The 24,675-nt window shown below is 67.2% G+C and carries 27 protein-coding genes; 16 read left to right on the forward strand and 11 right to left on the reverse strand.

The genetic code is table 11. The features are described 5' to 3' along the window. Positions 1-24: 24 nt before the first annotated feature. Entirely contained in the window at positions 25-1,665 is a 1,641-nt protein-coding gene (locus tag CFB47_RS17500) for a GMC family oxidoreductase (protein ID WP_089461766.1), read from the reverse strand. 207 nt (positions 1,666-1,872) lie between these two features. Here CFB47_RS17500 and CFB47_RS41215 point away from each other — a divergent pair, with 207 nt between their 5' ends. Together CFB47_RS41215 and CFB47_RS17510 are read left to right on the forward strand one after the other, a co-directional pair. Continuing rightward, entirely contained in the window at positions 1,873-2,346 is a 474-nt protein-coding gene (locus CFB47_RS41215; RefSeq protein ID WP_179258956.1) for a hypothetical protein, read from the forward strand. A 39-nt stretch (positions 2,347-2,385) separates the two neighbouring features. Further along, entirely contained in the window at positions 2,386-3,828 is a 1,443-nt protein-coding gene (locus CFB47_RS17510; protein WP_089461767.1) for a coniferyl aldehyde dehydrogenase, read from the forward strand. 79 nt (positions 3,829-3,907) lie between these two features. Here the strand turns inward: CFB47_RS17510 and CFB47_RS17515 are convergent, their stop codons facing one another. Together CFB47_RS17515 and CFB47_RS17520 are read right to left on the reverse strand one after the other, a co-directional pair. Continuing rightward, on the reverse strand, positions 3,908-4,930 hold the full coding sequence (locus CFB47_RS17515; RefSeq protein ID WP_373453143.1) for a serine/threonine protein kinase: 1,023 nt from the start codon (positions 4,928-4,930) through the stop codon (positions 3,908-3,910). Positions 4,931-4,973: 43 nt separating this feature from the next. After that, a complete protein-coding gene (locus CFB47_RS17520) occupies positions 4,974-5,186 on the reverse strand; it encodes a hypothetical protein (protein WP_011353523.1) in 213 nt (70 codons plus the stop codon). Positions 5,187-5,980: 794 nt separating this feature from the next. On the opposite strand from CFB47_RS17520, the gene CFB47_RS17530 reads away from it, so the two are divergent. From CFB47_RS17530 to CFB47_RS17540, 3 genes are all read left to right on the forward strand, one after another. Next, a complete protein-coding gene (locus CFB47_RS17530; protein ID WP_089461842.1) occupies positions 5,981-6,862 on the forward strand; it encodes a DMT family transporter in 882 nt (293 codons plus the stop codon). After that, entirely contained in the window at positions 6,859-7,098 is a 240-nt protein-coding gene (locus tag CFB47_RS17535; RefSeq protein ID WP_089441248.1) for a hypothetical protein, read from the forward strand. The genes CFB47_RS17530 and CFB47_RS17535 overlap by 4 nt, the downstream gene beginning before the upstream one ends. Positions 7,099-7,163: 65 nt before the next feature. Beyond that, on the forward strand, positions 7,164-7,349 hold the full coding sequence (locus CFB47_RS17540) for a hypothetical protein (RefSeq protein WP_011353526.1): 186 nt from the start codon (positions 7,164-7,166) through the stop codon (positions 7,347-7,349). 108 nt (positions 7,350-7,457) lie between these two features. On the opposite strand, the gene mgrA is transcribed toward CFB47_RS17540, so the two are convergent. Further along, on the reverse strand, positions 7,458-8,501 hold the full coding sequence (gene mgrA, locus CFB47_RS17545; protein ID WP_089457099.1) for an L-glyceraldehyde 3-phosphate reductase: 1,044 nt from the start codon (positions 8,499-8,501) through the stop codon (positions 7,458-7,460). Between the two features lie 193 nt (positions 8,502-8,694). Here mgrA and CFB47_RS17550 point away from each other — a divergent pair, with 193 nt between their 5' ends. Beyond that, complete coding sequence (locus tag CFB47_RS17550) at positions 8,695-8,901, forward strand: DUF3185 family protein (protein ID WP_011353528.1); 207 nt, start codon at positions 8,695-8,697, stop codon at positions 8,899-8,901. A 148-nt stretch (positions 8,902-9,049) separates the two neighbouring features. Here the strand turns inward: CFB47_RS17550 and CFB47_RS17555 are convergent, their stop codons facing one another. Then, complete coding sequence (locus CFB47_RS17555) at positions 9,050-9,823, reverse strand: phytanoyl-CoA dioxygenase family protein (protein ID WP_089461768.1); 774 nt, start codon at positions 9,821-9,823, stop codon at positions 9,050-9,052. Positions 9,824-10,175: 352 nt separating this feature from the next. On the opposite strand from CFB47_RS17555, the gene CFB47_RS17560 reads away from it, so the two are divergent. Further along, complete coding sequence (locus tag CFB47_RS17560; protein WP_089426563.1) at positions 10,176-10,517, forward strand: hypothetical protein; 342 nt, start codon at positions 10,176-10,178, stop codon at positions 10,515-10,517. A 133-nt stretch (positions 10,518-10,650) separates the two neighbouring features. On the opposite strand, the gene metK is transcribed toward CFB47_RS17560, so the two are convergent. After that, positions 10,651-11,838, reverse strand: coding sequence for a methionine adenosyltransferase (gene metK / locus CFB47_RS17565; protein WP_039353866.1), 1,188 nt, complete (start codon positions 11,836-11,838; stop codon positions 10,651-10,653). Between the two features lie 265 nt (positions 11,839-12,103). Here metK and lpxL point away from each other — a divergent pair, with 265 nt between their 5' ends. Further along, the gene (gene lpxL, locus CFB47_RS17570) at positions 12,104-12,988 is read left to right on the forward strand and encodes a lauroyl acyltransferase LpxL (protein ID WP_089426564.1); all 885 of its coding nucleotides are present in this window, start codon (positions 12,104-12,106) and stop codon (positions 12,986-12,988) included. Between the two features lie 21 nt (positions 12,989-13,009). Here lpxL and CFB47_RS17575 read toward each other — a convergent pair whose 3' ends face one another. Together CFB47_RS17575 and CFB47_RS17580 are read right to left on the reverse strand one after the other, a co-directional pair. Further along, positions 13,010-13,312: a HigA family addiction module antitoxin gene (locus tag CFB47_RS17575; RefSeq protein WP_089461769.1), complete on the reverse strand. Its 303-nt coding sequence runs from the start codon at positions 13,310-13,312 to the stop codon at positions 13,010-13,012. A 13-nt stretch (positions 13,313-13,325) separates the two neighbouring features. Then, entirely contained in the window at positions 13,326-13,604 is a 279-nt protein-coding gene (locus CFB47_RS17580; RefSeq protein WP_089461770.1) for a type II toxin-antitoxin system RelE/ParE family toxin, read from the reverse strand. 384 nt (positions 13,605-13,988) lie between these two features. On the opposite strand from CFB47_RS17580, the gene dapF reads away from it, so the two are divergent. From dapF to hslU, 8 genes are all read left to right on the forward strand, one after another. Next, positions 13,989-14,858 (forward strand): diaminopimelate epimerase, encoded by an 870-nt coding sequence (gene dapF, locus CFB47_RS17585; RefSeq protein ID WP_089457103.1) that lies wholly within the window; start codon positions 13,989-13,991, stop codon positions 14,856-14,858. Between the two features lie 37 nt (positions 14,859-14,895). Then, positions 14,896-15,624: a DUF484 family protein gene (locus tag CFB47_RS17590; protein WP_089441253.1), complete on the forward strand. Its 729-nt coding sequence runs from the start codon at positions 14,896-14,898 to the stop codon at positions 15,622-15,624. A 14-nt stretch (positions 15,625-15,638) separates the two neighbouring features. Continuing rightward, positions 15,639-16,559 (forward strand): tyrosine recombinase XerC, encoded by a 921-nt coding sequence (gene xerC, locus CFB47_RS17595; protein WP_089441254.1) that lies wholly within the window; start codon positions 15,639-15,641, stop codon positions 16,557-16,559. 76 nt (positions 16,560-16,635) lie between these two features. Continuing rightward, the gene (locus tag CFB47_RS17600; protein ID WP_069249126.1) at positions 16,636-17,850 is read left to right on the forward strand and encodes a class I SAM-dependent rRNA methyltransferase; all 1,215 of its coding nucleotides are present in this window, start codon (positions 16,636-16,638) and stop codon (positions 17,848-17,850) included. Between the two features lie 200 nt (positions 17,851-18,050). Beyond that, positions 18,051-19,130: a GTP-binding protein gene (locus CFB47_RS17605; RefSeq protein ID WP_039353847.1), complete on the forward strand. Its 1,080-nt coding sequence runs from the start codon at positions 18,051-18,053 to the stop codon at positions 19,128-19,130. A 496-nt stretch (positions 19,131-19,626) separates the two neighbouring features. After that, positions 19,627-20,043, forward strand: coding sequence for an RNA polymerase-binding protein DksA (gene dksA / locus CFB47_RS17615; RefSeq protein WP_006477498.1), 417 nt, complete (start codon positions 19,627-19,629; stop codon positions 20,041-20,043). 239 nt (positions 20,044-20,282) lie between these two features. After that, positions 20,283-20,819, forward strand: coding sequence for an ATP-dependent protease subunit HslV (gene hslV / locus CFB47_RS17620; RefSeq protein WP_021156275.1), 537 nt, complete (start codon positions 20,283-20,285; stop codon positions 20,817-20,819). 10 nt (positions 20,820-20,829) lie between these two features. Then, complete coding sequence (gene hslU, locus CFB47_RS17625; RefSeq protein WP_039353843.1) at positions 20,830-22,173, forward strand: ATP-dependent protease ATPase subunit HslU; 1,344 nt, start codon at positions 20,830-20,832, stop codon at positions 22,171-22,173. 71 nt (positions 22,174-22,244) lie between these two features. Here hslU and CFB47_RS17630 read toward each other — a convergent pair whose 3' ends face one another. The 3 genes from CFB47_RS17630 to CFB47_RS17640 all read right to left on the reverse strand — a co-directional run bounded on the left by CFB47_RS17630 (position 22,245) and on the right by CFB47_RS17640 (position 24,534). Next, positions 22,245-22,787, reverse strand: a complete 543-nt coding sequence (locus tag CFB47_RS17630; RefSeq protein ID WP_021156278.1) for a response regulator transcription factor — start codon at positions 22,785-22,787, stop codon at positions 22,245-22,247. A 13-nt stretch (positions 22,788-22,800) separates the two neighbouring features. Next, positions 22,801-24,219 carry an ATP-binding protein gene (locus CFB47_RS17635; RefSeq protein WP_089461771.1) on the reverse strand — a complete coding sequence of 473 codons (1,419 nt, stop codon included), beginning with the start codon at positions 24,217-24,219 and terminating at the stop codon, positions 22,801-22,803. Between the two features lie 90 nt (positions 24,220-24,309). Beyond that, positions 24,310-24,534 (reverse strand): cysteine-rich CWC family protein, encoded by a 225-nt coding sequence (locus CFB47_RS17640; protein WP_089426574.1) that lies wholly within the window; start codon positions 24,532-24,534, stop codon positions 24,310-24,312. Between the last annotated feature and the right edge of the window lie 141 nt (positions 24,535-24,675).

Genomic DNA, 24,675 nt, shown 5'->3' on the forward strand with positions numbered 1-24,675 from the left:
TGGCCGCCGCCGTGCGCGCGCCGCTCAGCGGCCGTGCACCGCCGCGGCCGCCTCGCCGCGCGGCACCGCGCCCTTGCGCGTGGCGACGATGAAATCCGCCGCGCGTTCGCCGATCATCACCGACGGCGCATTCGTATTCCCGCCGACCAGCGTCGGCATCACCGATGCATCCACCACGCGCAACCCGTCGACGCCGCGCACGCGCAGTTGCGGATCGACGACCGCGCGCGCATCCGAGCCCATCCGGCAGGTCCCGACCGGGTGATAGATCGTGTCGGCATGCTCGACGATCGTCTTGCGCAGTTCCGCTTCGCTCTGGTCGGCCCGCGTGTACAGCTCGCGCCCGCCCTGCGACGCGAGCGGTGCCTGCGACAGGATCTTGCGCATCGCCTGCGTGCCGCGCACGAGCAGGTCGAGATCGCGCGTATCGCTGAAGAAGCGCGGATCGATCAGTGGTGCGTCGCGCGCATCGCCGCTCGCGAGCGCCACCGTGCCGCGGCTGAACGGCCGCAGCGCACACACGTGCAGCGAATAGCCGAAACCCCAGTGCATCTTGCGGTTGTGGTCGTCCACGAGCGCCGTGCAGAAATGCAGCTGCAGGTCGGGACGCTCGAGCGACGGGTCGCTCTTGATGAAGCCGCCGGCCTCCGCGACGTTGCTCGTCATCATCCCGGTGCGGCTCGAGAAATAGCGCGCGAGCGCGGGTGTCATCTTCGCGATCCCGCGCAGGCACACGCCGACCAGTTCCGATGAATTCACGCGCGTATTGATGATGAAATCGATATGGTCGATCAGGTTCGTGCCGACGTCCGGCGCATCCTGCACGACCGCGATCCCGTGCCGGCGCAACTGCTCCGCCGGGCCGATCCCCGAGCACATCAGCAGTTGCGGCGAATTGAACGCGCCGGCCGACAGGATCACTTCCGCGCGCGCGTCGAGCGTCTCGACGCGCCCGTTGCGTGCGACCGCGACGCCGGCCGCACGCTTGCCGTCGAACGTGACGCGCAGCACCGTCGCATCGGTGATCACATGCAGGTTCGGCCGGTTGCGGCCGTAGATATACGCGCGGGCGACGCTGCAGCGCGAGCCGTCGCGGTGCGTGACCTGGTAGAAGCCGACGCCTTCCTGCGTCGCGCCGTTGAAGTCGTCGTTCAGCGGATAGCCGGCCGCGTGCGCGGCCTGGATGAATCGTTCGGAGAACGGATTGCGAAAGCGCAGGTCCGACACCGTGAGCGGGCCGTCCGCGCCGTGCCACGCATCGGCGCCGCGTTGGTTGCCCTCCGCGCGGCGAAAATACGGCAGCACGTCCTGCCAGCCCCAGCCGGTCGCGCCGAGCTGCGCCCATTCGTCGTAGTCGCCCGGATGGCCGCGCGTGTAGATCATCGCGTTGATCGCGCTCGAGCCGCCCATCCCGCGCCCGCGCGGCTGGTAGCCGCGCCGCCCGCCGAGGCCCGGCTGCGGCACCGTCTCGTAGCCGTAGTTCGTGCCGAGCTTGAACGGCACCAGCGCCGCGATGCCGACGGGCATGTTGACGAGCGGGTTGCGCTCCGTATGCGAGCCGGCCTCGATCAGCGCGATCGTCGCATCGGGGCAGGCATCGGCGAGACGGCCTGCCAGGCTCGAGCCGCCCGAACCGCCGCCGACGATGATGTAGTCGTATTGCATGTCACGTCTCCGTCGTGTCATGGAAGGCCGCCAGGCGACCGCGTCCCCTCTTGTAATGTTCGGGCATTGTAGGAATGGCCGTCGCGCGCGCGGCACGCGTATTCAAGAGCGATTCCTCTAAACGCTCGCGTGAACTAAATTTAAGATGTATCGATTCGCTTGGCGCGACGCGCCGGCCACGAGACGCCGATCCGTCGCGAAACGGGAGTGACGACGATGCAGCGCCAGGTTCTGCAGGCCGCGTGTCGACCGGGTGGCCCGGATGCGATGCGCGCAGCCCGCATTTCATTTCAAACGGCAGCTCGCGCGGCGAGGCTCGGCGTCATGCGCGCGGTCGATCGAAATCGAACGGCATGCGTCGTCGCCGACCGTTTGGATGGTTGCTGGCCGCAGCGGCACGATGCGCGGCGGCACGATTTGACTGACCTGTCGTGCTGCCCCGCTTCGGTGCGCCGGCAGACGCTCACGGCGCCGCGACGCGTGCCTGTCGGCAGTCACATCGCGCCGCACACGCATGCGCCACAAAGCAGGTTCCGGATGCACACACCGTCGCGCGGATGCGACGCCCGCTGCACGCTTCAACCGGTTTTCGAGCACACGTCGCATCCGGCCCCGCGCCGCGCGACCCGCACCACCCCGATCCGCGTCGCCGCGCTCGCCGAGCGTGCGCATGCGGCGTGACGGCCGGCCGACCCGCCTGGCCCAACTGGAGGAGACGACATGAAGAACGACCTGCCCGAACTGGCCCCGCAAGCCCTGCCGTCGGTGGATGCGCTGACGGCGCTGCTGCGCGACCAGCGCGCAGCCTACCTGCGCGCGCCGTATCCGGCATGGGAAACGCGCGTGCAGCACCTGCGCGCGCTGCGCACGATGCTGATCGACCATGCGGATGCCCTCGCCGAAGCGATCAGCGCCGATTTCGGTCATCGCGCGAAGCAGGAGGTGCTGCTGTCGGAAATCTGGATGGCGAAGGAAGAGATCGACGACGCGCTCAAGCACGGCAAGCGCTGGATGAAACCGATCCGCAAGCCGATGAACAAGTGGCTGCGCCCGGCGCGCGCGAAGGTGATTCCGCAGCCGCTCGGCGTGGTCGGCATCATCGCGCCGTGGAACTACCCGGTGCTGCTCGCGGCCGGCCCGCTGATCTGCGCGCTCGCGGCCGGCAACCGCGCGATCATCAAGATGTCCGAATTGACGCCGCGCACGTCGGCGCTGTTCGAGCAGCTCATTGCGAAGACCTTCACGCGCGACCACGTCGCGGTCGTGAACGGCGATGCGGAAGTCGGCGCCGCGTTCAGCGGGCTGCCGTTCGATCACCTGCTGTTCACCGGCTCGACGCACGTCGGCCGCCACGTGATGCGCGCGGCCGCCGACAACCTCACGCCCGTCACGCTCGAACTCGGCGGCAAGTCGCCGGCGATCGTCGGCCCGAACGCGCGCTTCGATGCGGCCGTCGACGCGATCGTCGCGGGCAAGACGCTGAACGCGGGCCAGACCTGCATCGCGCCCGACTACGTGCTGCTGCCGCGCGGGATGGAAGCCGCGTTCATCGAGCGCGCGCGCGCCCGGTTCGCGAAGATGTATCCCGACCTGTCCGCCAACGGCGACTACACGACGATCGTGTCGCCGCGCCACTACGCGCGGCTGCAGCAGCTCGCGAGCGACGCGCAGGCGGCCGGCGCGCAACTGCATCCACTGTCCGACGCGCAATCCGATCCCGCCTCGCGCCGCTTCGTGCCGTGCGCGGTCACGCAGGTGCCGGCCGCGTCGCAACTGATGCAGGAGGAAATCTTCGGGCCGCTGCTGCCGCTCGTGCCGTACGAACGGCTCGACGAAGCGATTGCCTACGTGAATGCACGCCCGCGTCCGCTCGCGCTCTACCTGTTCGACGAGGACGGCGGCACGATCGACCGCGTGATGCGCGAAACGATCTCGGGCGGCGTCACGGTCAACGAAACGCTGATGCACATCGCGTGCGGCAGTTTGCCGTTCGGTGGGGTCGGGGCGAGCGGCATGGGCGCCTATCACGGCTACGACGGCTTCGTGACGTTCTCGAAGATGAAGCCGGTGCTCACGCAGGCGCGCCTGAACGCGCGCAACCTGCTCGCGCCGCCGTACGGCAAGCGCTTCGCCGCACTGATCAAGCTGATGCTGAAGTTCTAGGCGAAACGGAAAACGGGCCGCGCGCATCGCGCCGCGGCCCGCGCAGGCCTGCCGCGCGGCGAGGGTGCCGCGCGCGCCGTCACACGGGCCAGAGCGGCCCTTCCTGCATCGCGCCGATCTGCTCGCGCAACTCGAGCACGCGCGCTTCCCAGTAACGATGCGTGTTGAACCACGGGAACGCGGCCGGAAACGCGGGATCGTCCCAGCGCCGCGCGAGCCATGCGGCGTAGTGGATCAGCCGCAGCGTACGCAGCGCTTCGACGAGATGCAGCTCGCGCGGCTCGAATTCGCAGAAGTCCTCATAGCCGGCCAGCAGGTCCGCCAGCGCACGCGACGCGCCTTCGCGATCGCCCGGCAGCAGCAGCCACAGATCCTGGATCGCGGGCGCCATCCGGCTGTCGTCGAAGTCGACGAAGTGCGGGCCGGCATCGGTCCACAGCACGTTGCTCGGATGACAGTCGCCGTGCGTGCGCAGCAGGCGGATCTCGCCCGCCCGCTCGAACGCGGCCTCGACGCCTTCGAGCGCGAGGTTCACGGCCGTCTCGTAAGCGGGCCGCACGTCGTCCGGAATGAAATCGTGTGCGAGCAGGTAGTCGCGCGGCTCATAGCCGAACGTCGTGATGTCGAGCACGGGGCGCGCGACATACGGCTGCGTCGCGCCGACCGCATGGATCCGGCCGATGAAGCGGCCGAGCCATTCGAGCGTGTCGCTGCGATCGAGATCGGGCGCGCGGCCGCCGCGCCGCTCGAAGATCGAGAAGCGGAAGCCGTCGAACGCGTGCAGCGTGCGGCCGTCGAAGGTGCGCGCGGGCACCGCCGGAATCTCGCGCGCGGCGAGTTCGGCGACGAACGCATGCTCTTCGAGGATCGCTTCGTCCGACCAGCGCGCCGGACGGTAGAACTTCGCGACGACCGGCGGGCCGTCTTCGATACCGACCTGATAGACGCGGTTTTCGTAGCTGTTGAGCGCGAGCAGGCGCCCGTCGGTGCGCAGGCCGGCCGGTATCAGCACGCTGTCGAGCGCGTCGAGCACGCACTCGGGCGTGAGTCCGGCAAACGGCGGGCCGGCGGGAGAAGCGGGAGCGGAAGTGACGTCTTTCATGCCCCGCATTGTGCCGTCAGCCGGACTGAAAGACGAGCGCCCGTTAGTGAAGCGCTGCGCCGGCCGGCAGTACCGATTCGCCGGTATCGATCAGGTCCTCGAGAAAGAACGGCTCGGTGTTGAGTTCCTTGGACTCGCCCGGTACGCCCGCGTACCAGGTCACCATGGCCATGTCGCCCAGGACGCGTTGGACGATGCCGCGCGCGCCCTTCGGCACCGCGATATGGGTAGTGCAGACAATCGACCCGACATGCATGATGGTTCCCCACTCTTGAATCTTGAAACCCGGCCCGCTGGGGGCCGGCAAATGCACGATCCGCGCGCTCTCGTCGGAGCGTTGCGCGTGATCCCATTGTTCACGGTTTATCGAAGCACGAAAAGAAGAAGAAGCAGGCGAAGTGCCGCGAATTCGTCGAATGTCTCCAATCAACCACTGCGCCGGGGTAGACGCTTGCCCGCCCGGTTACCCCCATCATACCCTGTCGAATGTGACTGCCCGCCGAATCCCCGGCATCACCGCGGCGCGTACGTGACCGACGCCCCGCGTGCGCCGTGAATCCGGTGTCGGGTCACCCGGCAATTTCGCGTGACTGAGGTTGCCGAATCACGCGACGCCGTCATCACCTTCCCCCTGCCTCGAACGCAGCCCGCACGGCAACGGCTGCTCACGCATCGCCCGCCGACCTTCGCCATGCGATGCGTCACCGACATGTGTTGCATCCGATGCCGTCGTTGCGTTACCTTTGATGCTCATTCGCGTTCAAGCGCATTCCGACACGATGCACCCGTTCACGTCCGCCCTCGCAAAATCCCGGCCGCAGTTCGACTCGCGGCCGCAGGCGTGCGCGCATCCGTCGGTCCTTCCTCCTCCTGTCGCACCGCCGCTCGTCGGCGCCGCGCCGCCCCCTCCGGCGGCACGCGCCGGCTGACCAGCCGGCTTTTCGTTTCGTCTTCCATTCGCCCGCGGGCTCGCATTCGTGCGTCGTGACGCACGGCGTGCTGCTGCGCGCGCGGATGGAACATTCCGATCCGTTCGACAGGTGGATTCACATGGTTTCGTTCAAACGCGCGCTCGCCGCGCATGGCGCGACGTCGCTCTTCGTGCTGCTGTGGAGCAGCGGCGCGATCTTCGCTGAACTCGGGCTGCGTCACGCGTCCGCGTTCGTCTTTCTCACCGCACGATTCGCACTGGCATCGCTCGTGCTGCTCGGGCTGGCGTTCCTGCGCAAGCGCTGGCTGCCGCCGCGCGGCGAGCGGCGCATGGCCGCGCTGACCGGCTTGCTGATGATGGGCGGCTATTCGATCTTCTACCTGCTCGCGCTTGAACGCGGGATCGCGCCGGGCGTGCTCGCGACGATCCTCGGCGTGCAGCCGATCCTCACGCTCGCGATCGTCGAGCGGCGCTGGCAACCCGTGCGCATCGCGGGGCTCGCGCTGTCGCTGGCCGGCCTCGCGCTCGTCGTGTTCCGCGGCACCGGAGACGGCAGCCTGTCACTCGCAGGCATCGCGTGCGCGCTCACCGCGCTCGTCGCGCTGACCGCCGGCTCGCTGCTGCAAAAACGCGTACGTGCGGCGCCCGCCGACGTGCTGCCGCTGCAGAATGCGATCGGCCTCGTGCTGTGCGTGGCGATCGTGCCGTTCCGGCCGGTGTCGTTCGACGTGAGCTGGGCCTTCGTGATCCCGCTGCTGTGGCTCGGTATCGTGATTTCGGTGATCGCGCAGCTGCTGTTCTACCGGTTGATGCAGCGCGGCGATCTCGTCAACGTGACGAGCCTGTTCTATCTCGTGCCCGTCGTCACCACGCTGATGGATGCCGCGTGGCTCGGCAACCGGCCCGAGCCGCTCGCGCTCGCCGGCATGGGCGCGATCATCGCGGGGCTCGCGCTCGTGTTCCGCGCGCCGGCCGCCCGCGTGCAGCCCGACCGCGCATGAGCGGGCGTGCCGCCGCGCTCGCGAATGCGGCGGCACGCACCGGAACATACGAAGAATCCGCAACAATCGAAAGGCGCGAGAAAGATACGCGCAAGGCGTTCGTCGAACTTGCGGGAAATATGCGCGATTCGCGGGGCTTTCCGCTGATTTTTAATGGTTCGGATAGCGAAAAGCGCTGCCGGTTGCCTATACTCGAATTGACCGCCCCGCTCGCAATCGGGCCGGACCAAGACTAGAAACACCCGGCATGGGGCCGGAGCCAGCGCGCACGCGCCCGCTCCGGTCGACCTTGGAGACACGCATGACGACCTACTTCACGATCGGCGACTTCATCCTGTTGATCCCGATGGCGCTGGCCGGAGCGCTATTTCTCGGCGCGGTGCCGTGCGCAACCGAATTCCGCCACAACCTGCTGCGCGTGCTGGGCGTCATCCTCGGCGTCGGCGTCGCGGTATTGCTCGTCGAAGGCCTGCCTGCGCTGATCTAGCGGCGCACCACCCGTGCGTGACGTGCATCGCTGCACTGCAGCGATGCGACGTGCTGCGCAAGCCATTGATACGGCACGCGATGTTTCGCATGCCGTATCGACTGCCGGTCAGATCGCCTGATCGGTGGACGGCTTTTCCCACAGATTGATGCCGCCTTCCGTCGCGTAACGATCGATCTCCGCGAGCTCTTCCGCCGAGAAGTCGAGGTTCTTCAGCGCACCGACGTTTTCACGCACCTGCTCCGCGCGGCTCGCGCCGATCAGCGCGGACGTCACGCGGCCGTTGCGCAACACCCAGGCGAGCGCCATCTGCGCGAGGCTCTGCCCGCGCCGTTCGGCGATCGCGTTGAGCTTGCGCACATGGTCGAGGTTGTCCTCGCTCAGGTGATCCTGCTTCAGCGAGCCGCCGCCCGGCTTGTTCACGCGCGCGTCGGCCGGCACGCCATTCAGGTACTTCGACGTGAGCAGCCCCTGTGCGAGCGGCGTGAACGCAATGCTGCCCGTGCCGATCTCGTCGAGCGTGCCGAGCAGTTCGGTTTCGACCCAGCGGTTCAGCAGGTTGTACGACGGCTGGTGGATCAGCAGCGGCACCTTGTACTGCGCGAGCAGCTCGGCCATCTCGCGCGTCTTCGCCGCCGAGTACGACGAAATGCCGATGTAGAGCGCCTTGCCCTGCTGCACGGCCGACGCGAGCGCGCCCGCCGTTTCCTCGAGCGGCGTGTGCGCGTCGAAGCGGTGCGAGTAGAAGATGTCGACGTAGTCGAGCCCCATCCGCTGCAGGCTCTGATCGAGGCTCGCGAGCACGTACTTGCGCGACCCGCCGCCGCTGCCGTACGGCCCCGGCCACATGTCCCAGCCGGCCTTGGTCGAAATCAGCAGCTCGTCGCGATACGGCCGGAAATCTTCCTTCAGCAGCCGGCCGAAGTTGGTCTCCGCGCTGCCGTACGGCGGCCCGTAGTTGTTCGCGAGGTCGAAGTGGTTGATGCCGAGGTCGAACGCGGTGCGCAGGATGTCGCGCTGCGTCGAGATCGGCGTCGTGTCGCCGAAGTTGTGCCACAGGCCGAGCGACAGCGCGGGCAGTTTGAGCCCGGATTTGCCGCAGGTGCGGTATTGCATGTCTGCATAACGTTCGGAAGCTGCTTCGTAGGCCATGAGTCGGTTCCGTCAGGACATCGGGAGAAGGGACGCGCGCCGGCCGCGCGTGCGGCGCGGCGGCGGCGAAGGAGTCATACGACGACTATGGTAGCGAAAGCGGCCGGAACGCGCTCGACGGCGCGACGATGGACGCGGCCGCGGCCGTCGCCTACACTGCGGCGTCTCGAATCACCGTTTCAGCGAGGTTGGTATGTCCCGGGTCATCTCGGTTGCGCTGCTCGTCGGCGGCGTCGTGCTGCTGTATTTCGGCGGCCAGTCGTTCCATTCGATCAACGACAACGTGTCGCGCTTCTTCACCGGTTCGCCCGCGACGAAGACGATCCTGCTGATCGTGGGCGGCGCCGTCGCATCGTTCATCGGCCTGATCGGCCTCGCGATGCCGGGCGGCAAGCGCTGAGCGCCAGCCGCGCGATGCACGCACGGCCCGCGTCATACGTTCGGGCCGCGCCAAACGAAACGGGCGGCCAGGCCGCCCGTTGTTCCATGCACCCGCGATACGCGGCATCGCGCCATCGCCGCGGCCTTGAAGGCCGCCCGCTGCGCGCCTAGAACGGCACTTCCGATTTCGATGCCGAGCGCGTACCGGGCACCGGCCGGTTGCTCGCGCCGTGATACGTGTACACGAGCGAGAACTTCACCTGGTCGGAACGGTTCTGCCCGGCCGAATGCAGCGTGTTGCAGTGGAAGAACACCACGTCGCCCGTGTGCAGCGACGGGCACGTCGCCGCATCGATCATCTTCCGGTTCTCCGGCAGGTCGCTGCGGAAGAACTTCGCATCGTCGAACGCTTCGGGCCCGAATTCGGCCGTATGCGACCCCGGTACGAGCCACAATGCGCCGTTCTCGTTCGTTTCCGGGCCGAGCGCGAGCCACACCGACACCATGTCCGGACGCTCGAACGACCAGTAGCGGAAATCGCGATGCCAGCCGGTCAGGCTGCCGTACGCGGGATGCTTGGTCATCATGCAGTTGTGATGCGCGCGCGACAGCACCGGCTCTTCGCCGAAATACTCGCGCATCCACGCGCCGATTTCGGGGGCGATCGCGCGCTCCGCGAAGGCCGGATCACGCGAGTACGCGTCGAGCAGCCGCCGCACCGTATGCCCACCCGGCGCATGCTTGGACTCGGGCGCGCCCGGATAGCGCAGGTCCGCCTCGAACTCGATCGGCTCGGCCGCCTCCCGCAACTGGCGCTCCGCAACCTGCCTGAGCGCCGCGCACTGCTCGTCGCTGACGAGGCCACGCGCGACGACGAAGCCGCGCTCGCGCAATTCCGCGACTTGCGCGCGGATCGATTCCGACTGCAATGGAGACGACATGGGATGCCAGACGTTTATTGTGTGAATGTGACGATTGTAAATCGGCGCCGGATGCCGCGAACAGCACCATTGTCGTACGCAGGGGCATGCCAATCGCGAATTTGATCCGGCTCAAGGGAACTGTGCGGCGCGGCGCTAGCCTCAGCGACAGGCGGTATGCGGCACACGCGTTGTGGCACAAGGGTTTATCGCGACTTTTGCCCGTCATGAATCCCCTGTAGCCTGTCGCGGCCTGTCAATTCTGGCGGGCGCGGCGCGCAACGAGTTTCGGTAAGATCCGTTGCGCACTCCGAGGCCGTTCATACCAGTGCGCTCCCAAGGGCGCCATCCATACAAGCGAAGCATCGTTCACATGCCATTCCGTCTGACTTCCCGTCTCAGCCGCGCTGCAAAGCGCGTTGTGCCGCCCGCTCCTGCCCGCTCGCTGCGCCATCACCGCGCACGCACGCAGGCGCTGGCCGAGCGTACGCCCGCACATAGCCGGCTGGACGGTATCCGTGCGTGGTTCCACGCATTTTTCTCGATGATGAGCACGCAGGCGTTCTCGCGCCGTGCCGGCCTGCGCTCGCTGCTGCAGAAGCCGTCGTCGCTGCGCGCGCTCGCGCTGCGCCGCACGCTCGGCCCGCAGCGCCGCGTCAACCGCCCGCGCCGCCTCGCGGCCAGCAACGGCTGGTTCGGGTTCGGCGCGCGCTGAGCGTACGCCGGCGGGCACCGCGCGACGATCGCCGTCGCCCCGCTGCCCGCGCCGTTACCCACTTGCCGCGGCGATCGGAACGCATAAAAAAACCCCGGCTTTGCCGGGGTTTTTCATTTGAGGCGAACGACGCTTACGCGACGCGTGCCGTCGGCTCGACGCCGGCCGCTTCGGCCAGGGCGAGCGCCTTGTCGGTCGCTTCCCACGAGAACTCCGGCTCTTCGCGGCCGAAGTGGCCGTAAGCAGCGGTCTTCTCGTAGATCGGGCGCAGCAGGTCGAGCATCTTGATGATGCCCTTCGGACGCAGGTCGAAATGCTCGCGCACGAGCTTCGTGATCACCGCATCCGACACGCGGCCCGTGCCGAACGTGTTGACCATCACCGAGGTCGGCTCGGCCACGCCGATCGCGTACGACACCTGGATCAGCGCGCGCGACGCGAGGCCGGCAGCGACGATGTTCTTCGCGACGTAGCGGCCTGCGTATGCAGCCGAACGGTCGACCTTCGACGGATCCTTGCCCGAGAACGCGCCGCCGCCGTGCGGTGCGGCACCGCCGTAGGTGTCGACGATGATCTTGCGGCCGGTCAGGCCGCAGTCGCCCTGCGGGCCACCGATCACGAACCGGCCGGTCGGGTTCACCAGGAACTTGATGTCGCCCTTGATCAGGTCGGCCGGCAGCGTCGGCTTGATGATTTCCTCGATCACGGCTTCGCGCAGCGCCGGCAGCTCGATGTCCGGTGCGTGCTGCGTCGACAGCACGACGGTGTCGATCGAATCGGGCTTGCCGTCGACGTAGCGAACCGTCACCTGCGACTTCGCGTCCGGGCGCAGCCATTGCAGGCGGCCGTCGCGGCGCAGGCTGGCCTGGCGCTCGACGAGGCGGTGCGACAGGTAGATCGGCAGCGGCATCAGTTCCGGCGTTTCGTCGCACGCGTAACCGAACATCAGACCCTGGTCGCCCGCGCCCTGGTCGAGGTTGTCGTCGTGTGCGCGATCGACGCCCTGGGCGATGTCCGGCGACTGCTTGTCGTACGCGACGAGCACCGCGCAACCCTTGTAGTCGATGCCGTAGTCGGTGTTGTCGTAGCCGATGCGCTTGATCGTGTCGCGCGCGATCTGGATGTAGTCGATGTTGGCCGTCGTGGTGATTTCACCGGCCAGAACGACGAGACCCGTGTTGCACAGCGTTTCCGCCGCAACGCGGGAATACTTGTCCTGCTCGAGGATGGCATCGAGGATCGCGTCCGAGATCTGGTCCGCGACTTTGTCCGGATGGCCTTCAGAGACGGATTCGGACGTGAAGAAATAATCGTTTGCCACTTTTTCAGGCTCCTGTGTGGTTACGGTTGGTTTCACGTAGCCAGCTTCGTTGGGCCTGAAGCGGCGACGCTTTAGCGGATTACCAGGACCGGGCAGCGTGTGTGACGCCAACCGGCTTCGCCCCGCAAGTTGTCAGTTAACTCGGCGAAGCCCGTATTATAGCGGCTTTCCTGAATTGTCACAGAGCGCCGCCCGTGCTGCATCTTCCGCTGTCTCACCACCCTGTTCGCAAAGCGCCGGCCAGCCGGTCCCACGGAGGTTTCGCATGCTAGGTCGTCTAGCCACGCACCTCGCCATTGGCTTGCTGAAACTGCTCGCCCTGTTGCCGTACGGCCTGACCGCACGGTTCGGCGATGGTCTCGGCTGGCTGCTCTACAAGATCCCCAGCCGGCGAAAACGCATCGTACACACCAATCTGAAACTCTGCTTCCCTGACTGGAGCGACGAACGCCGCGAGGAAATTGCCGGGCAGCATTTCCGCCATGCGATCCGCAGCTACGTCGAACGCAGCGTGCAGTGGTTCGGCTCGGAGAAAAAGCTCGCGAAGCTGATCCAGGTCGACAGCGCGGTCGACCTCGACGATCCGGACCTGCCGCCGACGCTGTTCCTCGGCCTGCATTTCGTCGGCATCGAGGCCGGCTCGATCTGGCTGAACCGTTCGCTGCATCGCCGCTGCGGGTCGCTCTACCAGCCGTTCTCGAACGCGGTGCTCGAGGAAGAGGCGAAGAAGGCGCGCGGGCGTTTCGACGCCGAGATGGTCGGCCGCGCGGACAGCGCGCGCGTCGTGCTGCGCTGGCTGCGCGACCGCAAGCCGGTGATGCTCGGCGCCGACATGGACTACGGGCTGCGCAATTCGACGTTCGTGCCGTTCTTCGGCGTGCCCGCCTGCACGCTGACGGCGGTCGGCCGGCTCGCGAAGACGGGCCGCGCGCAGGTCGTGCCGTTCATCGGCGAGGTGCTGCCGAACTACAAGGGCTATCGTCTGAAGGTATTCAAGCCGTGGGATCACTACCCGACCGGCGACGACGATCTCGACGCGCGGCGGATGAACGCATTCCTCGAGGAGCAGATCCCGCTGCTGCCCGAGCAATACTATTGGGTTCACAAGCGCTTCAAGACGCGCCCGAACGGCGAGCCGAGCCTGTACTGAGCCACGCTCACGAGAGCGCGGTCACCTGCGTGCCCGCGCTCTCGCCACCTTGGGCACGCCTTTCGCGCGCGCCTGCCACAAGTCGTAAGCGGATTGCTGGGCGAGCCACAGATCCGCGCGACCGCCGTTTTCCTCGCCAAGCCACGCCTCGATGCGCAACGCCATTTCCGGCGAAATCCCCGCATGACCATGCAGAATGCGCGACAACGCCGCACGCGTGACGCCGAGTTGCGCCGCGGCCTCGGTGACGGTCAGGCCGAATGCCGGCAACACGTCGTCGCGCAGCGCTTCGCCTGGGTGCGGCGGATTGAAGATGCGAGTCATCGCTTGAATCACCTCAGTGGTAGTCCTGGTAATCGACCAGGACGGCGTCGGCGCCCTCGAAACTGAACGTCAGACGCCAGTTGCTGCTCACGCTCACCGCGAAATGGCCGTCCAGTCCACGGGCAAGGCTGTGAAACCGCCAGCCCGGCACGTTCATGTCGAGCGGCCGGCTCGCGACGTCGAGACGTGCAAGCTGGCGCCGTAACCTTGGCGCATGGTCGGGCCGGATGCCCGCCTTGTTCCCGTTCGTGAAAAACGCTTCCAGCCCCTTGTGCTGCCACGACTTGATCATGGATCTCCCAGATTCGAGTCGCGATGCCGACAGCATGGCCCATGCGTATAGCCACACTATACGAATCGCTTGATTGCCTCGTCAATTTGACCTGTACGAAAGCACGCGTCCGCGCCATCCCGTGTTTTCGCCGAACCCTGCTGGCATCGCAACAGGCCCGTCACACCGCATCAATCTGCCCGCCTGTCGCACACGCGACCAGTCGACCGATCGGCAGATGTACCCCATTTCGCCCCCACGCTCCCCCCGCCCGCGCGGGACGCCCCTGTCGGCTGCATGTATCATTTGCGGTTGAGATCAGCACGACGAACGAGGCCGCCCGGCATGGCGCGGCGTCACGCGCGCCGCGCTGACCGCCTTGTTCGCCATGGAAATCCGGACCCAGTGAAACTCTCGTTCACCAAGATGCACGGCGCGGGCAACGACTTCGTCGTGCTCGACGGCTATTCGCGCGCGTTGCCGCCGCTCACCGAAGCGCAGGTGCGTGCGCTCGCCAACCGCCACTTCGGCATCGGCGCCGACCAGCTGCTGCTCGTCGAAAAACCGACCGTCGACGGCGTCGATTTCAAGTACCGGATCTTCAATTGCGACGGCGGCGAGGTCGAACACTGCGGCAACGGCGCGCGCTGCTTCGTGAAGTTCGTCAGCGACCGCGGCCTGACCGACAAGCGCAGCGTGCGCGTGCAGGTGATGAAGGGCCTGATCACGCTCACGATGCAGGACAACGGCGAAGTCGTCGTCGACATGGGTGCGCCCGTGTTCACGCCGGCGCAGGTGCCGTTCGACGCAGCGGGCCTCGACGGCCGCACCGAGGGCCGCGACACGTTGTGGCCGCTCGACGTCGGCGGTGCGACACGCTGGATCTCGACGGTGACGATGGGCAACCCGCACGCGGTGCAGGTCGTCGACGATGCCGAAGCGTATCCGGTGCTCGAAGAAGGCCCGCTGATCGAGCACCACGCGCGCTTCCCTGAACGCGTGAACGCCGGTTTCATGCAGATCGTGTCGCGCAGCGAAGTGAAGCTGCGCGTGTACGAACGCGCGGCGGGCGAGACGCTCGCGTGCGGCACCGGCGCATGCGCGGCGGTCGCGGCCGGCATCCGGCGCGGCCTGCTCGATTCGCCGGTGACCGTGCACACGCACGGCGGCACGCTGACGATCAGCTGGGACGGCGCGCGCGACGAAGCCGCCGCGCTGATGATGGCCGGCCCCGCTACGACCGTGTTCGAAGGCGAGATCGACCTGAACGTCTGACCCTGCAACGTCCTTGATAACTGAACGCCCCAGCCACATGAACGATCGCGAAGTCGCCGACTACCTGCTCGCCAACCCCGAATTCTTCGCGCAGCACGCCGAACTGCTCGCGACGATCCGCCTCGCGAACCCGCACGGCAAGGCCGCGATCTCGCTGCAGGAGCGGCAGATGGAGATGCTGCGCGACAAGAACAAGCATCTCGAGCGCCGGCTCGCCGAGCTCGTGCGCTACGGCCACGAGAACGACAGCCTGTCCGCGAAGTTCAGCCGCTGGACGGCACGCGTGATCGCGGAACGCGATCCGTACGCGCTGCCGCGCACGATCGCCGACGGCATCGCCGAAGTCTTCGACGTGCCGCAGACGGCGCTGCGCGTGTGGGATGTCGCCGACACCTACTCGCAGGCCGATTTCGCACGCCAGGTCGGCGAGGAAGTGCGCCTGTTCACGAACGGACTGTCGACGCCGTACTGCGGTGCGAACACGGGCTTCGAGGCCGCGCAGTGGCTCGCGCCCGCGATCGCCGCCCCGGCCGCGCATGCGGCGGAAGGCGCGGAAGCCGCGTCGTCCGCCGGCGACGGCTCGGCCGCATCGGTCGCGCTGCTCGCGCTGCGTGCGCCGCTCGCCGGCAACGATGCGCCCGCGTTCGGCCTGCTCGTGCTCGGCTCGCCCGACCCGCGCCGCTTCCACGACGGGATGGCCACCGACTTCCTCGCGCAGATCGCGACGCTCGCGAGCGCCGCGCTCACGCGCCTGCTGCCGCACTGATCCTGCCGCACGCGATGACAGACGATCCGATCGCCGCCTACCTGTCGAACCTGAAGCACGTCAGGCAGCTGTCGGAACACACGCTGCGCGGCTACACGCACGAACTCGACGAGCTGAAGAAGCTCGCGAACGGCCGGCCGCTCGAAGCGCTGACGGCCGCCGACGTGCGCGGCGCGGTCGCACGTGCACATTCGGGCGGGCTGTCCGCCCGGTCGATCTCGCACCGGCTGTCCGCGTGGCGCGCGTTCTACCGCTGGTTCGCGCAGCGCGTCGAGATGCCCGCGAACCCGGTCGCCGCGGTGCGCGCGCCGAAACGCGCGAAGACCTTGCCGAAGGCGCTGTCGGTCGACGATGCTTCCGCGTTGATGGACGCGCCGCTCGCCAACACGACCGAAGGCATCCGCGATCACGCGATCCTCGAGCTGTTCTATTCGTCGGGGCTGCGCCTCGCCGAGCTGATCGGGCTCGACGTGATGTACACGCAAGCCGACGGCTACCGCTCGACCGGCTGGCTCGACCTCGCCGAAGCCGAGGTCACCGTGCGCGGCAAGGGCAACAAGGAGCGCAAGGTGCCGGTCGGCCGCAAGGCGATCGATGCGCTGAACGCGTGGCTCGCGGTACGCAGCGAATTCGTGAAGCACGATCCGCATCCGCTGTTCGTGTCCGTGCGCGGCAACCGGATGTCGCCGGGCGTCGTGCGCGAGCGCGTGAAGCGCGCGGCGCTCACCGCGGGCATCCCCGCCAACGTCCATCCGCACGTGCTGCGCCACTCGTTCGCGACGCACGTGCTGCAGTCGAGCGGCGACCTGCGCGCGGTGCAGGAGCTGCTCGGCCACGCGAGCGTCTCCGCAACGCAGGTCTATACGTCGCTCGACTTCCAGCATCTCGCGAAGATTTACGACAGCGCGCACCCGCGCGCGAAGAAGCGCGACTGACGCGCGTCCCGTGTTACCCGCCGCGCGCGGCGACCGGCCACGGCCGGCTTCGCGCACGGCCCATTTCGATCTCATCATGCAAACCGTCACCCTCAAGCCGTCCAAGGAAAAATCGCTGCTGCGCCGCCATCCGTGGATCTACGCCAATGCGATCGACCGCGTCGACGGCAAGCCCGCGCCCGGCGCGACCGTGATCGTGCGCGCGCACGACGGCCGCTTCCTCGCGCGCGGCGCGTACAGCCCGCAATCGCAGATCCGCGTGCGCGTGTGGAGCTTCGACGAGAACGAGCCGATCGACCACGCGTTCTTCAAGCGCCGCGTGCAGCGCGCGGTCGCGCACCGCACGACGATGGTGTCCGGCACGGGCGCGGTGCGGCTCGTGTTCGGCGAGGCCGACGGGCTGCCGGGGCTGATCGTCGACTACTACGTCGCGGACACCGCCGAAGCCGGCGCCGCCCCGCGCGGCCAGCTCGTCTGCCAGTTCATGGCCGCGGGCGTCGAGGCGTGGAAGGACGCGATCGTGAAGGCGCTCGTCGGCGCGACGGACTGCCCGAACGTCTACGAGCGCTCGGACGTGTCGATCCGCGACAAGGAAGGGCTCGAACAGACGACCGGCGTGCTGGCCGGCGATGCGCCGCCCGCGACACTGATCTCGAACGAAAACGGCGTGCGCTATCACGTCGACGTGCCGAACGGCCACAAGACGGGCTTCTACGTCGACCAGCGCGACAACCGCGCGCTGGTCGCGCAGTACGCGGCCGATCGCGACGTGCTGAACTGCTTCTGCTACACCGGCGGCTTCTCGCTCGCGGCGCTCAAGGGCGGCGCGAAGCGCGTCGTGTCGATCGACTCGTCGGGCGATGCGCTCGCGCTCGCGCAGCAGAACGTCGTCGCCAACGGTTTCGACGCCGAACGCGCGACCTGGCTCGACGCCGACGCATTCAAGACGCTGCGCCGCCTCGTCGACGAAGGCGAGCGTTTCGACCTGATCGTGCTCGATCCGCCGAAGTTCGCGCCGACGCGCGACAGCGTCGATCGCGCGGCGCGCGCGTACAAGGACATCAACCTGAGCGGCTTCAAGCTGCTGCGTCCGGGCGGCCTGCTGTTCACGTACTCGTGCTCGGGCGCGATCGACATGGACCTGTTCCAGAAGATCGTCGCGGGTGCGGCCGCCGACGCGAAGGTCGACGCGCGCATCCTGAAGCGCCTCGGCGCGGGCGTCGATCACCCGCTGCTCGCGGCGTTCCCGGAAGGGGAATATCTGAAGGGCCTGCTGTTGCAAATCGTCTGATCGCCCCGATCTACGCGCGTAACCGTCCGCCGGCCGCGCCCTGGCGCCCGGCGGATCCGCGCTCCCGCCTGTCGTTCGGACGACGGGCGAGGGCTTGACAGGTATGTTTCAATGGATGGTTGTGCGCCCCGGCTGGCAAAGCCCCGGGCGCGACCCACATCCCGGTTTTGACCCCGATTCACGAACCACAGGCGATTGACATGGCCACTCCCGTCACCATCCTCACCGGCTTCCTCGGCAGCGGCAAGACGACGCTGCTCAAGCGCATCCTGAACGAACAGCACGGCATGAAGATCGCCGTGATCGAGAACGAGTTCGGCGAAGAGAACATCGACAACGAAATCCTCATCCAGGATTCGAACGAGCAGATCATCCAGATGAGCAACGGCTGCATCTGCTGCACGATCCGCGGCGACCTCGCGCGCACGCTCGGCGATCTCGCCGCGAAGAAGCGCGAAGGCAAGCTCGACTTCGACCGCATCGTGATCGAAACGACCGGCCTCGCGAATCCGGGCCCGGTCGCGCAAACCTTCTTCATCGACAGCGAAATCGCCGACGATTTCCTGCTCGACGCGGTCATCACGCTGGTCGACGCGAAGCACGCGAACGCGCAGCTCGACGAGCACGAAGTCGTGCAGCGCCAGGTCGGCTTCGCCGATCGCCTGTTCATCACGAAGTCGGACCTGGTCGACGACCAGACGGTGGCCGGCCTCAAGCACCGCCTGATGCACATGAACCCGAAGGCCGCGATCAAGGTCGTGAACTTCGGTGAAGCGGACATCAAGGAAATTTTCGACCTGCGCGGCTTCAACCTGAACGCGAAGCTCGAGATCGACCCCGACTTCCTCGCCGAGGACGATCACGCGCATCACCACCACGATCACGACCATGATCACGATCACGCCAGTTGCGACCATGATCACGGTCAATGCGCGCACGATCACGACCATGGCCATCACCATCACCACCACGCGCACCACGACGACAAGATCAAGTCGTTCGTGTACCGCAACGACCGTCCGTTCGACCCGAACAAGCTGGAAGACTTCCTCGGCGGCATCCTGCAGATCTACGGCGAGCGGATGCTGCGCTACAAGGGCGTGCTGTACATGAAGGGCGTCGACCGCAAGGTCGTGTTCCAGGGCGTGCACCAGATGATGGGCAGCGACCTCGCGTCGAAGTGGCTGCCGGTCGAGAAGAAGACGAACAAGATGGTGTTCATCGGCGTCGATCTGCCGCAGGACCTGATCACCGACGGCCTCGACGCCTGCCTCGCCTGACGCGCGCGGGCAACCGCCGCACACGCCGCCGCGAGGCCGCCTCGCAGGCGGCTGCGGCGGCCACGGGGCGCCGTTTCCGGGCAGGGTTTCGCCGTCATCGCTTTTTCGCGATTTGCGCGTTATATTTTCTAGATATTGGCGCAGCCGACGGGGATCGACCCGATACGGCGCCCGCTTGCGATTCAGTTACAATACGTGCCCGCTGGAGTACGGCAACAAACAGGCCCGGTTCTTGCTGAACCAGTTTTCCGGGCATCGCAACCGCGCCGGATCGCCAATCCGCCTCCCGGCCGCGGCCGATGCGATGTGCCGCGCAGCACACCGGTTCGCAGCGCGCGCAACTCCGCGCCAGGCCTATCCTGGTATTTGAGAACCGGTTTTCCAGAGGCTTTCGGCCCCGCGGCGGCAAATCGCAAATGATTGCAAGGGCGGTTGCGGGTAATCCCAAAGTGCAGGCAATATCTATCGATTTGCCGCACATTGAAGAAGCAAGCAGATGACGAAGAAACTCTTGACCGAAGCCGAAATCCTGAAGATGAGCGACAAGGATTACATGAATGAGGATCAGCTCGCCTTCTTCAAAAATCGGCTCGAACAGTTGCAGGCGGACATCCTCAAGAATGCAGGCCAGACGACCGAGAACCTGCGCGAGACGGTGATCGTGCCCGATCCCGCCGATCGCGCGACGATCGAGGAAGAGCACGCGCTCGAACTGCGTACGCGCGATCGCGAACGCAAGCTCCTCAAGAAGGTTCAGCAGTCGCTCGCCCGCATCGATTCCGGCGATTACGGCTGGTGTGAGGAAACCGGCGAGCCGATCGGCATTCCTCGCCTGCTCGCGCGCCCGACCGCCACGCTGTCGCTCGAGGCGCAAGAGCGCCGCGAGCTGCGCCAGAAGCTGTTCGGCGACTGATCGAGCGGCGTTCCGCTCAGACACGCTGCTTCCCGAAAGCGCGCGGCCTGCCGCGCGCTTTTTGTTTTTCCGGCACCGGTTCCCCGCCGGCCGCCGATTTGCCCACCCCGCCTCTTGATATCCCGGCGCCCGCCCTAAAATGAAACGGACGCGCGCCGGGCCGCTTCCCGGCGCACTGCGAGTTACGCGGCGGCGCCTCGCGCCCCCCGACTCTTCCCCGTTTTTCTCAAGGAACGCAGATGGAGCAATTTCACGGCACGACCATCGTTTCGGTCCGGCGCGGCGACAAGGTCGCGCTCGGCGGCGACGGCCAGGTAACCCTCGGCAACATCGTCATGAAGGGTGGCGCGCGGAAAGTGCGGCGGATCTACAACAACCAGGTACTGGTCGGATTCGCGGGCGGCACCGCCGATGCGTTCTCGCTGCTCGACCGCTTCGAGGCGAAGCTCGAGAAGCACCAGGGCAACCTGACCCGTGCGGCCGTCGAGCTCGCGAAGGACTGGCGCACCGACCGGATGCTGCGCCGCCTCGAGGCGATGCTGATCACGGCCGACGCCACCACCACGCTCGTCATCACCGGCAACGGCGACGTGCTCGACCCCGAGGAAGGCATCTGCGCGATCGGCTCGGGGGGTGCGTATGCGCAGGCGGCAGCCCGCGCGCTCGCGGAGAACACCGAGCTGTCGCCGCGCGAGATCGTCGAGAAGTCGCTCAAGATCGCCGGCGACATGTGCATCTACACGAACCACAACCGCATCATCGAAACGATCGAGTAAGGACCGCACCATGAGCACCATGACCCCTGCCGAGATCGTCTCGGAACTCGACAAGCACATCATCGGCCAGGCGAAGGCGAAGAAGGCCGTCGCGGTCGCGCTGCGCAACCGCTGGCGCCGCCAGCAGGTCGCCGACCCGCTGCGCCAGGAAATCACGCCGAAGAACATCCTGATGATCGGGCCGACGGGTGTCGGCAAGACCGAAATCGCACGCCGCCTCGCGAAGCTCGCGGATGCACCGTTCATCAAGATCGAAGCGACCAAGTTCACCGAAGTCGGCTACGTCGGCCGCGACGTCGACAGCATCGTGCGCGACCTGATCGAGATCTCGGTCAAGCAGACGCGCGAATCCGAAATGCGCAAGGTGCGCAGCAAGGCGACCGACCAGGCGGAAGACCGCATCCTCGACATCCTGCTGCCGCAACCGCGCGCGGTGGGCTTCGGCGGCAACGCCGAACACGCGAACGACGACAACAACGCGACGCGCCAGACGTTCCGCAAGCGCCTGCGCGAAGGCCAGCTCGACGACAAGGAAGTCGAGCTCGACCTCGAGCAGCCGTCGGCCGGCATGGACATCATGGCGCCGCCGGGGATGGAAGAGATGACCGAGCAGATCCGCTCGATGTTCTCGAACCTCGGCAGCGGCAAGAAGCAGCGCCGCAAGGTGAAGATCAAGGAAGCGCTGAAGCTGCTGACCGACGAGGAAGCGGCGAAGATGCTCAACGACGAGGAAGTGAAGACGAAGGCCGTGCAGAACGTCGAGCAGAACGGCATCGTGTTCCTCGACGAGATCGACAAGATCACGTCGCGCAACAACGAAGGCAGCGGCGGTGAAGTGTCGCGCCAGGGCGTGCAGCGCGACCTGCTGCCGCTCGTCGAAGGCACGACGGTCAACACGAAGTACGGGATGGTGAAGACCGATCACATCCTGTTCATCGCGAGCGGCGCGTTCCACCTCGCGAAGCCGAGCGACCTGATTCCCGAACTGCAGGGCCGCTTCCCGATCCGCGTCGAGCTCGACTCGCTGTCGGTGAACGATTTCGAAGCGATCCTCGTCGCGACCGACGCAAGCCTCGTCAAGCAGTACCAGGCGCTGCTCGCGACCGAAGACGTGCAGCTCGAATTCGCCGACGACGGCATCCGCCGCCTTGCGGAGATTGCCTATTCGGTCAACGAGAAGACCGAGAACATCGGTGCGCGCCGGCTGTATACGGTGATCGAGAAGCTGCTCGAGGAAGTGTCGTTCTCGGCCGGCAACCACGCCGGCGAGCGCGTGACGATCGACGCGAAGTATGTCGACCGCGCACTCGGCGAAGTGTCGCAGGACGAAGACCTGTCGCGCTACGTGCTGTAACGCGCGCGGCGGCGGACGAAAAACGGGCGGCCCCTTTTGTCGGGGGCCGCCCGTTTTCGTTGGTGCGCCGCTTACTGCCGCACCGGCTTCTTCGCGAGCTTGCGCTGCAGCGTGCGGCGGTGCATGTTCAGCGCACGCGCGGTCGCCGAAATATTGTTGTTGTTCTCGGCCAGCACGCGCTGGATGTGCTCCCATTCGAGCCGGTCGACCGACAGCACGACCGGATTCTCGAGCGCTTCGTCGGCCTGCACTTCGGTCGCGTTGGTCTGCAACGCGGCCAGGATCGACTCGACGTTCGCGGGCTTCGCGAGATAGTTGTCGGCGCCTTCCTTCACCGCCTGCACGGCAGTCGCGATGCTCGCGTAGCCGGTCAGCACCAGGATCCGCGCGTCGGGCTGCAGGTCGCACAGCGGCGCGATCAGGCTCAGGCCCGAATCCTCGCCGAGATGCAGGTCGACGGTGATGAACTGGAACTTGCCGCCCGCGGCGAGCCGCAGCGCCGCCTCCTTGTCGTGGGCCTGCTGGACCGCGTAACCGCGCCGCTCGAGGCCGCGCGCGAGCGTGCCCGCGAACACCTCGTTGTCGTCGATCACCAGGAAATTGTTCTCGCTCATGTGGTTTCTCCGTCTACGTGTTGGTTGAGGCGGCCGATGCCGCGACGCGCACGACCGGCAGCCGCAGTACGGCCCGCGTGCCGCGCGCGGCGGCCGCACCGGCCGGGCGGCTGTCCGGCGTGCCGGTCGTCCGCTCGGCGGCGCGCTGGCCCGCGCGCTGCGCCGATCCCGCTGCGGCGTGACCATTCGCCGCACTGCCCGCCCGCCCGTTGCCGCCCGCCGCGCGCGGCACGACATCGGACAGTTCGATCTCGCCGCCGAGCCGCGCGGCCGCGCTGAACGCGAGATACAGGCCGACCCCGTGCCCGCCCTGCGTGCTGTCGACCGGCATCGCGCCAAGCGACTCGCGCAGCGAGGCCGGAATGCCGGGCCCGTCGTCGCATACCTCGAATTCGATCTGGTCGGCCGTGCCGGCGTGCGCGACCTTCGCGGCCAGCGTCACGCGCTGCGGGCTCGCGCGCGCGGCGTTGTCGAGCAGGATCGTCAGGATCTGGCCGGCCGCGACCGTGTCGTCGAGCGCGACGCCCGCCGGGCGCGCGCCGAGCAATTCGAACTGCACGTGCGGATGCCGCAGGCGCCAGTGCTCGACGAACGTGTCGAGCCAGTCGTCCACCGGCTGGCGGCTCGCGGGCGCGCTCGCGCGGCTGCGCAGGCGCGCGAGCGCCGACGTGCAGAGCGTCATCTGTTCCTCGAGCACCTTCAGGTCGGCCTCGTAGCGGGCCAGCCCCGGGTCGTCGCGGGCCGCGTCGCGCAGCTCTTCGGCGAGCATCGCGATCGTCGACAGCGGCGTGCCCATCTCGTGCGCGACGGTGGCGGCCTGCACGCCGAGCGCGACCGCCCGCTCGTCGCGCAGCAGGTGCTGCTGCGCCTCGCCGAGCGCCGCATCGCGCTGGCGCAGCGCATTCGACATGCGCGCGACGAACCACGCGATCAGCCCGACGCTGACCATGAAGTTCGCCCACATCCCGGTACGGTAGTAGTCGAACAGGTTCGCGGGATTGTCCATGTTGAGCGGCACCGAGTCGAAACCGAGCGCCGCGTAGCACGCGACCGCGAACGCCGCGAGCCAGATCATCAGGTGCCACGGCAGCACGGCCGCCGCGATCGCGAGCGAAGGCAGGTACAGCGACACGAACGGATTGGTCGTGCCGCCCGACAGGAACAGCAGCGCGGACAGTGCACCGAGGTCGACCCACAATTGGCCGAGCAGCTCGAAGTTGGTCTCGGGCCGCGCGCGCAGCACGCGCACCCAGGTCAGCGCGTTGAAAACGATTTCGAGCGCAATGACCATCAGCATCGCCGGCAACGGCAGATGCACGCCGAAATAGGTCTGCACGACGCCGATCGTCACGAGCTGGCCGATGATCGCGAGATTGCGGAGCCAGAACAGGTGACTGAGGTTGACGCGCCCGGTGGTGGTGATTCGTTGCATCCGAGCAGTTTACCCGTTTAGCGGGCGGCGCCTCTAGCGGGGCCGGATCGGGGCGCATTGAACGGGAAGCCGCGTGTGCAGCCGATGCCGTCAGCCGGCCGCGCCGGCCATCCGCTGCGCGATCTCGTCGGCCAGGCACTCGGGGCAGCGGCAGCGGGCGCCGGCCGCGGGCGGCGTACCGCCGGGCAAGACCGGCATCGACGCGCACCAGCATTCGAACGGCTGCGTGCGGGCGCCGCAGTCGAAGCTGCGCCCGCAGTGCGGGCAGCGCGCGCGGCGCGGGGCGGAACGGGCGTCGGCGGCGGAATCGGTCATGGCGGAGCGCTCGAGCGGGCGGGAAGCCGCCCTACGCGACAAGCATAGCGCGGCGAACGGATTTTGCACGCCGGCCGTTCGGCCGAGGGCCATTTCCAATGCTCGCGCCCCCTCGCCGCCACCGCCCGCACAGCGCTGCCC

It is taken from the genome of Burkholderia sp. AU27893 (genome assembly GCF_002223205.1).
GTDB lineage: Bacteria > Pseudomonadota > Gammaproteobacteria > Burkholderiales > Burkholderiaceae > Burkholderia.